The sequence below is a fragment of the Actinophytocola xanthii genome (genome assembly GCF_001921205.1).
In the GTDB taxonomy this organism is placed as follows: domain Bacteria; phylum Actinomycetota; class Actinomycetes; order Mycobacteriales; family Pseudonocardiaceae; genus Actinophytocola; species Actinophytocola xanthii.
Genome location: NZ_MSIE01000041.1, coordinates 15,738 through 29,364 on the forward strand (window position 1 = coordinate 15,738; position 13,627 = coordinate 29,364).

The window sequence follows — 13,627 nt, forward strand, 5'->3', positions numbered from 1 at the left end:
CTGCGCGAGGCCAACGCGGCGGGCGCGCTGGGCGCGCCCGCCGCCAGGGGCTCACTTCCGGTTGTACAGCCGCATGGTCAGGGTGCCGAAGATCGCCACGATGACGGCGCCGGCGACCAGCACCCAGGTGATCTCACCCGCGTCCGGCCTGCCCTGCATGAGGCCGCGGACCGCGGCGACCAGGTGGGTCACCGGGTTGACCTCGGTGAACACCCGCAGCCAGCCGGGCATGGTGGTCGGTTCGACGAAGACGTTGGAGAGGAACGTCAGGGGGAACAGGACCATCATGCTGACGCCCATGACAGACTTCTCCGAGCGGAGCAGCAGGCCGAACATCGTCCACACCCACGAGAAGGCGAACGAGAACAGCACCAGCAGCGCTATCCCGAGGACCACCCCGGTCGGGCCGCCCTGGGGACGGAAGCCGAGGATCAGGCCGACCACGAGGATGACCGTCGCCGCGGTGACGTAGCGGAACACGTCGCCGAACAGCGCGCCGACCAGCGCGGCGGGGCGCCAGATGGGCAGGGTGCGGAAGCGGTCGAACACGCCCTTCTCGATGTCGACGTTCACGCCGGTGCCGGTGTACATGGTGATCATCACGACGCTGGTGACCATGATGCCCGGCAGCAGGTACTGCAGGTACTCGGTCACCGAGCCGGCCAGCGCACCCCCGAACAGGTAGGTGAACATCAGCACCATCATGATCGGGAACGCGGTGACGTCGAACATCTGCTCCGGCACGTGCTTGATCTTCAGCATCGCGCGCCAGCCGAAGGTGACGGCCGCGGACCAGGCGGACGGCCGGGGCGGCCGCTCGGCGCCGTCGAGCACGGCGGCGAGGCTGTCCGCCGCCGGGGTGTAGCTGGAGACGGTGGGTTCAGTGGTGGCGGTACTCATGCCGCAACCTCCTCGGTGGTGGCGGGGTGGTCGGTCAGGGCGAGGAACACCTCGTCGAGGGTCGGCTGGCCCAGGGCGAAGTTGTCGACGGTGATCCCGGCAGCGGCCAGCTCGGCCAGCGCGCGCGAGGCCTGCTCGGCGGCCTCCCGGTCGGTGTCCTCCCCGGAGAGCTGGGCGGTCAGCGCGACCGGGTCGGCGTCCAGTTGCACCGACGAGCCGAGCACGGCGGTCAGCACCCGCAGCGCGTCCTCCCGCTGCGCCGCGTCCCGCAGCCGGACGTGCACCGAGCCGGCACCCACGGAGGCCTTGAGCTCGCCCGGCGTGCCCTCCGCGATGACCTTGCCCCGGTCGATGACCGCGATCCTGGACGCCAGCTGGTCGGCCTCGTCCAGGTACTGGGTGGTGAGCATGACCGTCGTGCCCTGCGCGACGATGATCCGCACGATGTCCCAGACCTGGTTGCGGCTGCGCGGGTCGAGCCCGGTCGTCGGCTCGTCGAGGAACAGCACGTCCGGGGTGGTGAGGATGGACGCCGCGATGTCGATCCGGCGGCGCATGCCGCCGGAGTAGTTCTTGACCTGCCGGTCCGCGGCGTCGGAGAGGCCGAAGGCGTCCAGCAGCTGGCCCGCCCGTTCCCTGGCCCTGGCTTTGCGGTACCCGAGCAACCGCCCGACCAGGACGAGGTTCTCCAGGCCGGTGAGGTCCTCGTCGACGGAGGCGTACTGCCCGGTGAGGCTGACCCTCGCCCGCACCGCGTCCGCCTCGTGGACCACGTCGTGGCCGAAGACCCTCGCCTCACCTCCGTCCGGCCGCAGCAGGGTGGCCAACATCTTCACCGCGGTGGTCTTGCCCGCGCCGTTCGGACCGAGCACCCCGTACACGGTGCCGGCCGGAACCGCCAGGTCCACCCCGTCCACGGCCCTGGTCTTGCCGAACGTCTTGACGAGGCCCGATGTCTCGATGGCCAGTTCGGTCATCTCCGTATGTCCCTTCACGCAATGTAAGGCCGGTTGGCTCGCGCGTCGCGGAGCGCGAGCGCCCACCAGGCCAGCTGGTCGAGCATGGTCGTCACGGCGACGTCGGCGGAGTCCGGCGGGATGCCGTCCTCCCCCAGCGTCATGAGGTCGATGGCCACCTCGTCGCGGACCGCCATCACGTGCAACTCCGCGAACACGACCCGCAGGGCCTCGACCGCGTAGTGGCCGCGGCTGCGGCACCCGTAGGAGACGAAGCCGACGGGCTTCGCGTGCCACTCGTCGTAGGCGAAGTCGATGGCCTGCTTCAGCGAGGCGGGAAAGCTGCGGTTGTACTCGGGCGTGACGACGACGAACGCGTCCGCGCTCCCGATCACCCGCCCGAACTCACGCATGGACTCGGTCATCTCCTCGGGGTAGCAACTCGGGAAGTCGAACCCGACCAGGTCGACCACCTCCAGCTCGATGTCGGCACGACGCGCCGCACAGCCGACGAACCACCGGCCGATCGAGCCCCCGACCCGACCGTCCCTGGTGCTGCCGATGATCACCGCGACCCGTAGCCGTGCGTCCATCTCGCCTCCTCGTCCAGGAGGCGCGAGACCGGCCGCCAGATCAGATCTAGCGACCGCGCGGGCTCGTCTGTCAAATCGAAATCCGCGACAGCCCGTAACTGTTCCGGCCCGTCGACCGAGAGCTGTACATCGGCGCGCACGGAGGGGAGCCTGGAATGCGTTACCGCCCGACCAACACAGAGCCCGAGGACCAGCGACTGGGCCGGTACGTCCCGAACGACTGGAGCCACGTCGAGCACTTTCCGATCACGGAGCTGTCGCCGGCCGAGCGGCCGGTCCGGCGGCCGGTGGTGATCGGGGTGAACTGGTACCGCGAGATGGACAACCCGGAACAGGACGGGACCAGCGGCGAGTTCTTCATCGCCAAGGGCGGCGCCGGGTCACTGACGACGATCCGGGGTGGCCACTGCGTGTGCCTCGAACCCGGCGGCGAGCCGGACCGCGAGGCCTGGCACGGGTTCTACGACCAGGGCCGGGAAGGGGCGTGCGTCGGCTTCGGCTGGTCGCGGTGCATGACGATCCTCAACGACCAGCTGTACTCAGCGCGCTGGCTGTGGGACCGGGCCAAGGAGATCGACGAGTGGCCCGAGACCAACCCCGGGGACAGCGACGGTACCTCCGTCCGCGCGGCCGCCCAGATCCTGGTCGACTCGGGCCACGTCGACTGGTCCGACTCCCTCTCCGGCCACGACCACGTCGCCAGGGCCGAGTACAAGCCCGACTCCACCGACGGACTCACCACCTACCGCTGGGCGACGACCGTCGAGGAGGTCCACCAGACCCTGGACAACAAGCGCGCCGACCAGCTCGGCGCGGTCCCGATCCTCAACTCCTGGGGAACGAGCTACCCCCAGCGGGTCTGGCTCCCCGACGACGTCCTCGACCGCCTGATCGCCGAGGACGGCGAGATCGCGATACCGACCGACCGCTGAGGACGTGCCCTTAGGGCGCGATGACCTGGACCTCCACCTCGGCCTCGCTCGTCGCGACCGCGTCGAACACCGCTCCGCCGGCGAAGGCGGCCGCGAGGGCCGCCGCGGCGGCGACCGCACGGCGCCACCGCGCGGGCGGCCGAGGTGCGGCCGGGACCGGCGGGGCGGCGTCGCGGTCCGCGATGCGGGCCCGGGCGACCAGCCACGGGCGCACGTCGGCAACGCCGCAGGCCCTGACGAACGCCGCCACGACGTCCTCGCGCGGCAGGCGGCTCTTGCCGAGCATCGTCGCGGCCGTGGAGTAGGGAAGGGTGTCGCCGGCGCCGGCCGCCCGGCGTTCCAGCTGCCGGAAGCTCAGGCCGGACCAGGCCTTGAGCCGGCGCAGCTGCGCCACGAGCGCGGCGTCGTCGATGGCCGTCGCCGGCGAGGGCGGGGGCGTGGCGGTCATGTCGCTCCTGTTCCGCACGAAGTCGAACGCCAAACGTGTTGATCGCCCCGGATCCTCTCGGTGAGCGTGTGACCCCTCGATAAAACCCAGGAGGTCACATGGTTCCCGTTCTGCTCGTCGTCCTGGTGGGAGCGCTGGCGTGTTCGCCGGTGCCCCCTCCGCCCGATTCGGTGGGCGACTACCTCGAACGCACGCTGCCGGAGGGGTTCGGCGGCACCGTCCTCGCCGGACGCGACGGCGACATCACCTACTGCGAGGGCGTCGGGCTGGCAGACCGGGCCGCCGGCGTCCCCACGACCTGCGACACGGTGTACGACGTCATGTCGATCACCAAGCAGTTCACCGCGGCGGCGGTCCTGAAGCTCGAGATGATGGGGAGGCTGCGCGTCTCGGACCCGATCAGCGTCCACCTCGGGCCGGTGCCCGCGGACAAGGCGGCGATCACCGTGCACCACCTGCTCGCCCACACCTCCGGTCTGGTCGAGGGGCTCGGCGACGACTACGACGTGATGTCGCGGGAGGACCTGCTTGCGGAAACGCTTGCGTCGAGGCTCGTCTCGACCCCCGGTGCGGAGTTCCACTACTCGAACGTCGGCTACAGCGTCCTGGCCGCGATCGTCGAGAAGGTCTCGGGGCTCGGCTACGAGAGGTTCCTCGCGCGGTACCTGTTCACCCCGGCCGGCATGCGCCGGACCGGTTACGTCCTGCCGCGCTGGTCGCCAGAGCAGGTCGCGGTCGAGTACGACGAGGCCGGGGTGAGCCAGGGCCGACCCTACGAGCATCCGTGGGCGGCCGACGGTCCGTACTGGAACCTGCGCGGCAACGGCGGCATGTTGTCCACCGCGCGGGACATGTTCCGCTGGCACCACGCACTGGCCGGCGACGTGGTCCTGTCCCCCGCCGCCAAGCGGAAGCTGTTCACCCCGCACACGCGGATCCCCGGCAGGGACGAGTGGTACGCCTACGGCTGGGCCATCCTGGAGACGGAACAGGGCAAGGTCGCCTGGCACAACGGCGGCAACTCCTGGTCGCTGGCGAACTACGCGCGCGCCCTCCCCGACGGCGCGACGACGTTCTGGGTCAGCAACCAGGCCTACGGCGAGGACTGGAACCTCGAGGACCTGGAGCTCGACCTGACCAGAGGCATCCTGCGTCGCGCCTGAGGTAGACCCCCGACGGCGCCAGTACAGTGCCCAGCGTGGCTGCCCCATGACCGAGTCCGAGCTGTTCGAGAGCTTCCGCGCGGGCCTGTACGACCCTCTCCGCCTCACCCGCGACGCCGTCGACGAGATCCCGAACGTCGGCGCGGTGCACCTGCTGACCGGCAACCTGCGCCGCGCGGCCGAGGACCTGCTCATCACCCGGCTCGCGGTCAACGACGGACGCGCCGCGTCCGCGCTCGCGCGCCTCTGCGTCACCCGGGCGATCCCCGCCCTTCGCGACCGCATCGGCCCCGACACCCCGCACATCATGCGTGTCTTCGCCGCCCGCGCCCTACACGAGCTCGGCGACGAGTCCGGACGTGAGGTCGGGCCGGCCCTGCTCGGCGACCTGGGAGTGTCCGAAATCGACCGGTCACGGGCCGCCGCGCTGATGCGCGAGTTCCCCGACGCCGACCGCGAGGCCCTGCTGGTCGCGGCGGAGCACGACCCGAGCAGGCTGGTCCGCTCGTCGGCGACGGACGCGCTCTACGCGAACACCGGTCTCACCGAGCCGAACCAGGAGCGCACGGGTGAGACGCTGTCCAGTATCGCCAGCCGACTCGTGTCGCACCTGACGGCGCTGCGGGGGCCGGCCGCGAACGAGCTGCGGGAGATTCTCGCCGCGCTCGACCGAGGGGCCTCCCCGGCGGACCTGGGGCTGCTGTGGGAGCCGGAACCGGACGGGCCGCTGCGCACGTTCACCGACGCGGTCACCAGCGACCTTTACCACGGTCAGCGTCCGGACCCCAACGGCCCGGAATACCCTGTCGAGATCGTGGCCGGGCTGACCGAGCGGGAACGCCGCGTGGCCGAGGACGTGTTGCTGATCTATCTTGCGCACGACCCGCGCGCTGCCCGGGCCGTTGCCCGGCTCGGCCTCGCGGCGGCCGTTCCCGCGCTGCGCGAACTGGCCACCTGGCCCGACCTCGAACTGTCCACCGCCGCACGCGCCGCGTTGCGGACCATGGGCGTCCCGGAGCACATCGATCGCGCCGGCCCCTGAGCCCTACAGCCGCCAACTGGTGGGCATGGACGGGGCGTAGGAACACGTGGTGCCGGTCGACACCGAACCCCGGAGGTGGGTCGCCAACTCCGGGTGGCGGGCGTCGAGCTTGCGCAGGGTGTCCCGGATCCTGGCCGTCACCGCCTTGCGGGCACGTTCCGCCTCGTCGCCGAGGCGGCGGGGGCGGCCGGCCAGGCCGGCGGCGGTGCGGAGCTCGGTCAGGAGGGCTTCGCGTTCGCGGTCCAGGTCGGCTGCCTGGCGGTCGGCGCCCGCGTCGGTAGCGGCGGCAATGCGCTCGTCGAGGTGGGTCAGGCGCCGGCGGTAGGCCGCCTTGGCCTGGGCGTCGAGTACGTCGTCGCCGCCCAGGCGGGCGGCGGCGGCCACCTCCTCGCCGCCGCCGGGGTTGAGCAGCCGGGTGGCCGGGATCTCCGTGCCGGGTGCGGAGAGCAGGACGTGCAGGTCGCGCAGGCCCTTCGCGTCGGGCATGTGGACGGTTCGGCCGGCCATCGTGAGGGTCCACACGGCGCCGGTGCGGCGGAACTCGTTGGCGGGGGCCACCGGGACCGGCGCGGTGACCGACGCGCGGTGGCCGATACCCAGCTCGCCTGCCTCGTGGGTGGCCTCCGCCAGGAGCCGGGCCGCGGTCGGGGCGTCGGCCGGGTCGGCGCGGCCACGCAGGGCCGACGCCAGGGCCAGCTTGGCCTCGACGACCCAGGGACGGGCACCCAGCAGCTCGGCCGAGCGCAGCGCCGCGGTGAAGCCCTCCACGGCCGCGGACCAGCGTTCGCGGGCGGCGTCGATCATCGCCAGCCACAGGCGGACCGGGCCGCCGATGTCGCAGCCGTAGAGCGACACCAGCCAGAAGTCCGCGTACGGGGTCAGCTCGGCTCGCGCCCGCTCGCAGACGGCGGAGTCCCGCACCAGCGACGCGACATGCGCCCGCAGGCGGAACAGCAGCGGCAGGAACGCCTCGCGGATCGGCTCGGTGCGTGCGTCCGCCGTCGCGAGGCAGCGCGCCGCGGTATCCACGTCACCGCGGAGCGCGGCGGCGATGCCCTCCAGGAGCTCGGGATACGGGTGCTTCGCCGCCACCACCCGCTCCCGCAGGACCTCCACCTCCGTCCAGTCGCCCCGCAGCACCGCCAGCGCCCACCGGAGGTGGTGGATGGTGTACCCGAAGTGCGGGTGCTCGTGCTCGTCGCCGGTGATCTCGACCGCGACCCCCAGGAAGGCCTCAGCCTCGGCGAACCGACCGTGCAGCGCGGCGATGATGCTCTGGTCGATGTTCGACGCGATGGCCATCGACGGGACCGACGCGTCCTCGGACAGGCGCACGAACTCGGTGAACCGGTCGTGGTACGCGGGCTCCCCCAGCTCCAACGCCGCCACCCAGCCCAGCGACCGCGCCCACTGCTCCATCTCCCGGTCGCCGGTGCGCCGGGCGATCGTGACCAGCTCGTCGGTCAGGCGCTGCCGTTCCGCGGCGTTGCCCGGGCCCCAGAGCGTGTCGTGCATCGTCCACAGGCCGAAGCCGAGCTGGTCGTCGTCGTTGCCGTCGCGCGCCGACGCCACGAGGTGGAGGATCAGCTCCTGCGCCAGGTGGTCGAGGGACTTCCCGCCGGGCCGGTCGACCTCGCCGCCGTCGATGAGCTTGTCGTGTGCGGCCCGGAGCAGCTCGGCCCGGTTCACCGAGCCGAGCGTCCAGCCGTCGCCGACGCTGAAGAGGGTCAGCGCCACCCTGGCAAGCAGCTCCGGGTCGTCGCAGGTCAGGGCGACCTCGGCGGCCTCCTGGAAGATCGGCGGCGCGTCCTGCGTCGGGCCGAACTGGTAGAGCAGGTTGGCGAGCTGGAGGCAAACCCGGGCCCGGCGTGGCTCGCGCGGACCGAGCAGCTCGAGCGCCCGGCGGTAGTGCCCACCCGCCTCCTCGAACGCCATCCGCCGGCGGGCGTCCTTGGCCGCGGCGACCAGATGGTCGACCACGCGGACCGCCGGCAGCTCCGCGCCGGCCAGGTAGGCGTGCCGGGCGAGGTCGGCCGGGAAGACCCGCTCGGCCAGCGCCGAGGAGCTCTCCAGCGCCCGGACCACGGCGGCGTGCCCGGAACGGGCCCGCGCGACGTCCAGCGACTCGTACAGCGTCTCCCGCACCAGGTCGTGCGCGAACGCGAACCGGCCATCGCCCACCGGCAGCACCAGGCGGGCCGCGACCGCCTCGTCGAGCAGCCGCGCGACCTGCGGCACCGGCGCCGCCACGACGGCAGCCAGCACGCGGCGGTCGAACTCCCTGCCCAACACGGCCGCGCTGGCCAGCAGCGCGGACACCGCCGGCGCCAACAGGGACAACCGCCGGCGCACCGCGTCGCGCACCCCCGGCGCCACCGTGGTCAGCGCTCCCCCGCTGTGCCACAGCCGGGCGGTCTGCTCGACGAAGAACGGATTTCCCCCGGTGCGCCGGTGCACCTCGCCGACCAGCTCCGCGGCCGGCTCGACACCGGTCGTGCGCGTGATCAGCGCCCCCACCTCGGCCTCGTCCAGCCCGCCGAGCGTCACCGTGCTCGCCCGGGACAGCAGGGGCAGCATCAGCGGCGCCAGCGGGTGGTCGCTGGCCTCCACCTCGACGTCGCGGTAGGTGCCCACCAGCAGCAGCCGCTCGAACCAGGTGTGCTGGGCGACGAACTCCAGCAGCCGTACCGACTCCGGGTCGGCCCAGTGCAGGTCGTCGAGCACGACGACGACCGGGCGCCGCTGAGCGAGGGCCACCAGCGCGTTGGTGACCGCGTCGTAGAGCTGGAACCCGGCCACCGGCTCGGTGGTGTGCGTGTCGCCCAGCAGGAAGGTCAGCGGTGCGCCGGCCGCGGCCTCGACGGCTGCCCACTCCTCCGGCGCGCTGTGCCGACGCAGCGCGCGGATCACCTGGACCCACGGCCAGTACCCCGGCGCGGCGGCCGAGTCCCAGCAGGAGCCGGACAGCACGAGCGCGCCGTCCCGCCGGGCCGTGTCCATGGCGGCGGTGACGAGCGTGGTCTTGCCGATCCCCGCCTCGCCGGTGACCAGCACCAGCCCGCCGTGACTCGCCACGACGCGCTCGATCTCCGCGCGCAGCAACGCCGCGGGGTGGGCCCGTCCGATGAGCTCAGCGACTGCCATGTCCGTTACGCCGTCTCCGTGTGGTTTTCGAGCGGTTGGGAGGCTCCGATAGTAGGCGGCGCCACCGACAACGCCGCCCGTCGCCGATCAACCAGTACCCTCTAGCTAGAACACGTTCTACTTCTGGGAGGTGCCATGGCCCGGACCGCCCTGGTGACCGGCGGAGCCAGCGGGATCGGCCTGGCCTGCGCGAAGCGTCTCGCCGCCGACGGCCTGCGGGTGGTGACCGCCGACCTCGTCGGCGCCGACCTCCGGCTCGACGTCACGTCCTCGGCGGAGGTCGGGGCGGCGGTGGCCGAGCTGGGCCCGGTCGACGTGCTGGTGAACAGCGCCGGCGTGCTCGGTCCCGCCGGGCCGCTGGCCTCGGTGAACGACGCCGAGTGGGCCCACACGTTCGCGGTCAACGTGACCGGGACCTTCCACCTGTGTCGCGCGCTCACCCCCGGCATGGTCGAGCGGGGCTGGGGACGGGTGGTGAACCTGGCGAGCATCGCCGGGAAGGAGGGCAACCCGGGCCTGGCGGTGTACTCGGCCACGAAGGCGGCGGTCATCGGGCTGACCAAGGCCCTGGGCAAGGAGCTCGCGACGACCGGCGTCCTGGTGAACGCGATCGCGCCGGCGGTGATCGAGACCCCGATGAGCGCCGGCTCGCCGCCGGAGGTCATCGCGCGGCTGGCCGGCCTCATCCCCATGGGCCGCCTCGGCCAGCCCGACGAGGTCGCCGAGCTCGCGACCTGGCTGGCCTCCGACCGGTGCACCTTCTCCACCGGCGCGGTCTACGACATCAGCGGCGGCCGGGCCACCTACTAGCCTGATCGGGCACGCGCGACGAGCAGGAAGTGACCGCCGAAGTGACCGCCGAAGTGAACGCCGTCCCCGACCCCAGGGCCGAGCCCGGCCAGCCGTGACCGGCTCGTTCTGGTGGGACCTGCTCATCGGCGTGACCGCCGCGCTCCTGCTGACCTGGCTCGTCCTCGTCCTCGTCCTGCTCGTCGCCCGACCGCGCGGTGGGCTGCTGCGCGAGGCGCTGCGGGTGCTGCCCGACCTCCTCCGCCTCGTCCGCCGGCTCGCCGGCGACACGACGCTGCCCCGCGGTGTCCGGGTCAGGCTCGGGTTCCTCCTGGCCTACCTCGCCGTCCCGATCGACCTGATCCCTGACATCATCCCGGTTCTGGGCTACGCCGACGACGCCATCGTCGTCGCGCTCGTCCTGCGCGGGGTCGTCCGGCGCGCGGGCCTCGAGGCGGTTCGCGCGCACTGGCCGGGCACCGACGACGGCTTCGCGACCGTCGTCAGGCTCACCGGCCTCGGAGAGCGGTGACGAAGCCGGCGCCGGGAGATGTCGGTCGGTCGGTGGCGATCAGTGAGTTTGGAGCCCGACGGCGGCCCCCCGTCGCCGTCGGGCAGGTGGGGTGGCCGGCCTCGGCACGAGGTCGCCGAGGTGCTCGTCAGGGGTGGCGAGCATCATCGCGAGTACCTCGTTGGCCGGTCCGGCCTCGCGCCAGAACACGCGGCGGGGCGCCAGGACGTCCTCGTTCGCGGGCATGCGGCAGGCGAGGGCCTCGTCCTCGCCGTGAAGCTCGACGACGTCGACCACGCTGTGGTGCGCGCGGATGCCGACGACCGCGACCACTTCGCCGTGCTCGTCACGCGGGTCGATGAACCGGAACCCGCGCGCGACCAGGGCACGCAGGAGGCTGTCGACGCTGGCTGCCGGTCCGGCCGAGACGGGCCGCGCGGACACCGCGGCAGGAGCTCCGCCGGGGGCCATCAGGCCTGCTCCCCGGCGAGACCCGCGCCTGCTCCGCCATCGGCACGCAGGCCGGCCAGGAAACCCGCGAGGCGCGTCCGCGGGTAGACCAGCACCGGCCCCCGCGGATCGCGTGAGTTGCGGATCGCGACCACGTCGCGAGCCGGCCAGCACAGCTCCACACAGTTGCCGACGGCTCCGCTGCGGCTGCTCTTGCGCCAGTCGGCCGCATCGATCCGAGTCGCCGGCATCCCGTTGCGCACCTCGTCCGCCATATCGCCCATCTCCCCGATCACCACCCGCAGTGGGTGCATCTGCACGTGCAGTTGCAGTCCCCTGGACGATAACACTTGCGGTTGCAGTGGTAAATGCACGTGCATCTGCCCAAGCGCAGACTTCGGCCACGAACTCCCTGGCGGGGCACAGGTCGAACTCACCGCCCGGGAAACGGCCGGGCGGCTCTCAGTATCGGCTCGTCAGAGCCCGGCGCGCAGCTTCGAGAGGGTCTGCCGGGTCTGGTCCGGCGTCTCGGCGTCGACAGCGAGGCGGTCGATCACCCGGCCGTACAGCTCGATCTCGCTGGGTCGGTCGAGGTAGAGCGCACCGCCGAGGTGCTCCACGTACACCACGTCCGGCAGCGTGGGCTCGGCGAAGCGCAGCATGCTGAACGCGCCTTCGGCCGCGTACCCGCTCATGCCGTACGCCACCATCTGCAAGGTGATGTTCGGCTGCCGGGTCATCTCCAGCAGGTGCTCGATCTGGCGGCGCAGCACGGCCGGGCCGCCGATCGGGCGGTGCAGGACCGACTCGTCGATCACCGCCCACAGCCGGGGAGCGTTCTGCCGGGTGAGCACCTTCTGTCGCTGCAGGCGCAACCGCACCCGCCGCTCGGTCGGCTCGTCGATGTGCTCGGGCCGGCCGTGGCTCGCGACAGCTCGGATGTACTCCTCGGTCTGCAACAGGCCGGGCACGAACTGGAGCTCGTAGTTCTGGATGAGCGAGGCCGACTCCTCCAGGCCGACGAAGTCCTGGAACCAGTCCGGCATCAGATCGGTGTACCGGTGCCACCAGCCCCGCTCGTTCGACATGCGCACCATGTCGAGGAACTGCGCCCGCTCGGTGGCGTCGTGCACCCCGTACATGGTCAGCAGGTCGGCGACGTCGCGCTCCTTGAAGCCGACGCGCCCAAGCTCCATCCGACTGATCTTCGAGTCCGAGCCGCGGATCGCGTAGCCGGCCTCCGCGCGCGAGATCTCCGCGGCCTCGCGCAGCCGCCGCAGCTGGGCGCCCAGCACGATACGTCGCGCGGTCGGCGCGCCGCTCAGCTCGCCACCAGCCTTGGCAGAGTCGTTCGAGTCACCGCGTAGCCCGTCCGCGGTCATCTCCGCCTCCATCGTCGTCTTCGCAGTCACCGTCAGACAACTCAGAGTACGCGCATCGGGGCCGCACCGGGAGTAGCACCGCCGTTCTCCCGTGCGCCCGTACGGGCGACAACACGGGAGGACGGCGGTGCGTCGATCAGGCCGTGACCAGGCCCAGGCCGTAGACGGCCAGGATCTCGTTCACCGGCTGATACCACGTCTCCCCACCGCTGGAGCAGTTGCCCCAGCCGCCGGACGTCACGCCCTGGGCCTGGTCACCGGTGATGAACGAGCCACCGGAGTCACCAGGCTGGGCGCAGACGCTCGTCTTGGTCATCTGGTGCACCGCCCCCTGGGCGTAGTTGACCGTCTCGTTCTTGGCGAGCACCCGACCGCAGTGCCATCGCGTGGTCGAGCCGGAGCGGCAGATCGAGGAGCCGACCGGGGCCTCGCCCGAGCCGCGCACCAACTGGTCGGGCACGGTGCCCCAGCCGAGCACGACCGGCGCCGTCCACCACCCGTTCCCGATCCGGACGAACGCGTAGTCGTTCCCAGGGAACGAGGAACCCGCGAACGAGCCCATCGCGCTGCCGTCCCAGCCGGCGACCGACGCGCCGACGCCACCGCAGTGGCCGGCGGTGACGAAGCCGCCGTGCACGGAGAAGCCGATCGAGCAGCGCGTGTTGCCGTTGATGTAGAAGGGGTCGCCGCCGACGGTGCCGGCCGCGAACGGAACGGGCCGCTCGGCCGCCTCGACCACGGTCACGTCCTTCACCAGGCCGAGGAAGGCCCGAACGGCACCCTTGTCCGCCGAGCCGGCGAGCACGGTGACGACGACGCCGCCCGAGCGCGGGTCGGCGTGCCAGCTCAGGACCTCGCGCGGCGCCGCCGCCCGGTCCAGCCGTGCCTTGTCCGCGTCGAGTTCGGCCTGGGTGCGCTCCACGTCGGCGACCCGCGCCCCGGTGGCCAGCACCGCCCCGGCGTGGTCCCGGTCGACGAGCCCCACGACGAGCGAGCCGGACGCCGGATCGAACCAGGAACCGCCGAAGTCCTCACCGGCCGCGGCCTTCGCCGTCGGCTCGGTCCGGATCGCCGCCGACTCCTGCCGGACCCGCGCGGCGGCCTGCGCCTCGGTCAGCCCGAGGTCGCGGCTCATGGCCGCGACCAGTCCCGGTGAGACCTCCGGGGCCGCGGCCGCGGTCGTCGTCGCGATCGGTGTCGCGGTCAGGCCCAGTGCGACGAGCGCGCACGCGCCCATCGCCCCGAGCAGTCGTGCTCGTGTCATGTCTGCCCTCACTTGCCTCGCAGGGGAGCCGGACCGAAGTCCGGCGGAGACCG

Annotated in this window: 14 protein-coding genes; 5 read left to right on the plus strand and 9 right to left on the minus strand. The window is 72.3% G+C overall.

Translation table 11 applies throughout. The features are described 5' to 3' along the window. Window positions 1–51: 51 nt before the first annotated feature. The 3 genes from BU204_RS21870 to BU204_RS21880 are packed head-to-tail and all read right to left on the minus strand — an operon-like array spanning window position 52 to window position 2,449. Window positions 52–900, minus strand: coding sequence for an ABC transporter permease (locus BU204_RS21870; RefSeq protein ID WP_075127594.1), 849 nt, complete (start codon window positions 898–900; stop codon window positions 52–54). Further along, window positions 897–1,877, minus strand: coding sequence for an ATP-binding cassette domain-containing protein (locus BU204_RS21875; protein ID WP_075127595.1), 981 nt, complete (start codon window positions 1,875–1,877; stop codon window positions 897–899). The genes BU204_RS21870 and BU204_RS21875 overlap by 4 nt, the downstream gene beginning before the upstream one ends. A gap of 14 nt (window positions 1,878–1,891) precedes the next feature. After that, window positions 1,892–2,449 carry an NADPH-dependent FMN reductase gene (locus BU204_RS21880; RefSeq protein ID WP_075127596.1) on the minus strand — a complete coding sequence of 186 codons (558 nt, stop codon included), beginning with the start codon at window positions 2,447–2,449 and terminating at the stop codon, window positions 1,892–1,894. 155 nt (window positions 2,450–2,604) lie between these two features. Here BU204_RS21880 and BU204_RS21885 point away from each other — a divergent pair, with 155 nt between their 5' ends. Continuing rightward, complete coding sequence (locus BU204_RS21885) at window positions 2,605–3,381, plus strand: hypothetical protein (RefSeq protein ID WP_075127597.1); 777 nt, start codon at window positions 2,605–2,607, stop codon at window positions 3,379–3,381. A 10-nt stretch (window positions 3,382–3,391) separates the two neighbouring features. Here the strand turns inward: BU204_RS21885 and BU204_RS21890 are convergent, their stop codons facing one another. Continuing rightward, window positions 3,392–3,829 (minus strand): helix-turn-helix domain-containing protein, encoded by a 438-nt coding sequence (locus BU204_RS21890; protein ID WP_143229645.1) that lies wholly within the window; start codon window positions 3,827–3,829, stop codon window positions 3,392–3,394. 98 nt (window positions 3,830–3,927) lie between these two features. Here BU204_RS21890 and BU204_RS21895 point away from each other — a divergent pair, with 98 nt between their 5' ends. Beyond that, on the plus strand, window positions 3,928–4,992 hold the full coding sequence (locus BU204_RS21895; protein ID WP_075127599.1) for a serine hydrolase domain-containing protein: 1,065 nt from the start codon (window positions 3,928–3,930) through the stop codon (window positions 4,990–4,992). Between the two features lie 46 nt (window positions 4,993–5,038). Continuing rightward, window positions 5,039–6,034, plus strand: a complete 996-nt coding sequence (locus BU204_RS21900; RefSeq protein ID WP_075127600.1) for a HEAT repeat domain-containing protein — start codon at window positions 5,039–5,041, stop codon at window positions 6,032–6,034. A gap of 3 nt (window positions 6,035–6,037) precedes the next feature. On the opposite strand, the gene BU204_RS21905 is transcribed toward BU204_RS21900, so the two are convergent. Next, complete coding sequence (locus BU204_RS21905) at window positions 6,038–9,178, minus strand: ATP-binding protein (protein WP_075127601.1); 3,141 nt, start codon at window positions 9,176–9,178, stop codon at window positions 6,038–6,040. Window positions 9,179–9,313: 135 nt separating this feature from the next. On the opposite strand from BU204_RS21905, the gene BU204_RS21910 reads away from it, so the two are divergent. Further along, on the plus strand, window positions 9,314–9,988 hold the full coding sequence (locus BU204_RS21910; RefSeq protein WP_075127602.1) for an SDR family NAD(P)-dependent oxidoreductase: 675 nt from the start codon (window positions 9,314–9,316) through the stop codon (window positions 9,986–9,988). A gap of 94 nt (window positions 9,989–10,082) precedes the next feature. Beyond that, window positions 10,083–10,499, plus strand: coding sequence for a YkvA family protein (locus BU204_RS21915; RefSeq protein ID WP_075127603.1), 417 nt, complete (start codon window positions 10,083–10,085; stop codon window positions 10,497–10,499). Between the two features lie 39 nt (window positions 10,500–10,538). Here BU204_RS21915 and BU204_RS21920 read toward each other — a convergent pair whose 3' ends face one another. The 4 genes from BU204_RS21920 to BU204_RS21935 form a co-directional block, all read right to left on the minus strand. Further along, window positions 10,539–10,949, minus strand: a complete 411-nt coding sequence (locus BU204_RS21920; RefSeq protein ID WP_198942954.1) for a hypothetical protein — start codon at window positions 10,947–10,949, stop codon at window positions 10,539–10,541. After that, window positions 10,949–11,242: a DUF397 domain-containing protein gene (locus BU204_RS21925; protein WP_408608031.1), complete on the minus strand. Its 294-nt coding sequence runs from the start codon at window positions 11,240–11,242 to the stop codon at window positions 10,949–10,951. Before BU204_RS21925 ends, BU204_RS21920 begins: the two co-directional genes overlap by 1 nt. Before the next feature lie 162 nt (window positions 11,243–11,404). Then, on the minus strand, window positions 11,405–12,310 hold the full coding sequence (locus tag BU204_RS21930) for a helix-turn-helix domain-containing protein (RefSeq protein ID WP_083661516.1): 906 nt from the start codon (window positions 12,308–12,310) through the stop codon (window positions 11,405–11,407). A 136-nt stretch (window positions 12,311–12,446) separates the two neighbouring features. After that, window positions 12,447–13,574: a S1 family peptidase gene (locus tag BU204_RS21935; RefSeq protein WP_075127604.1), complete on the minus strand. Its 1,128-nt coding sequence runs from the start codon at window positions 13,572–13,574 to the stop codon at window positions 12,447–12,449. Between the last annotated feature and the right edge of the window lie 53 nt (window positions 13,575–13,627).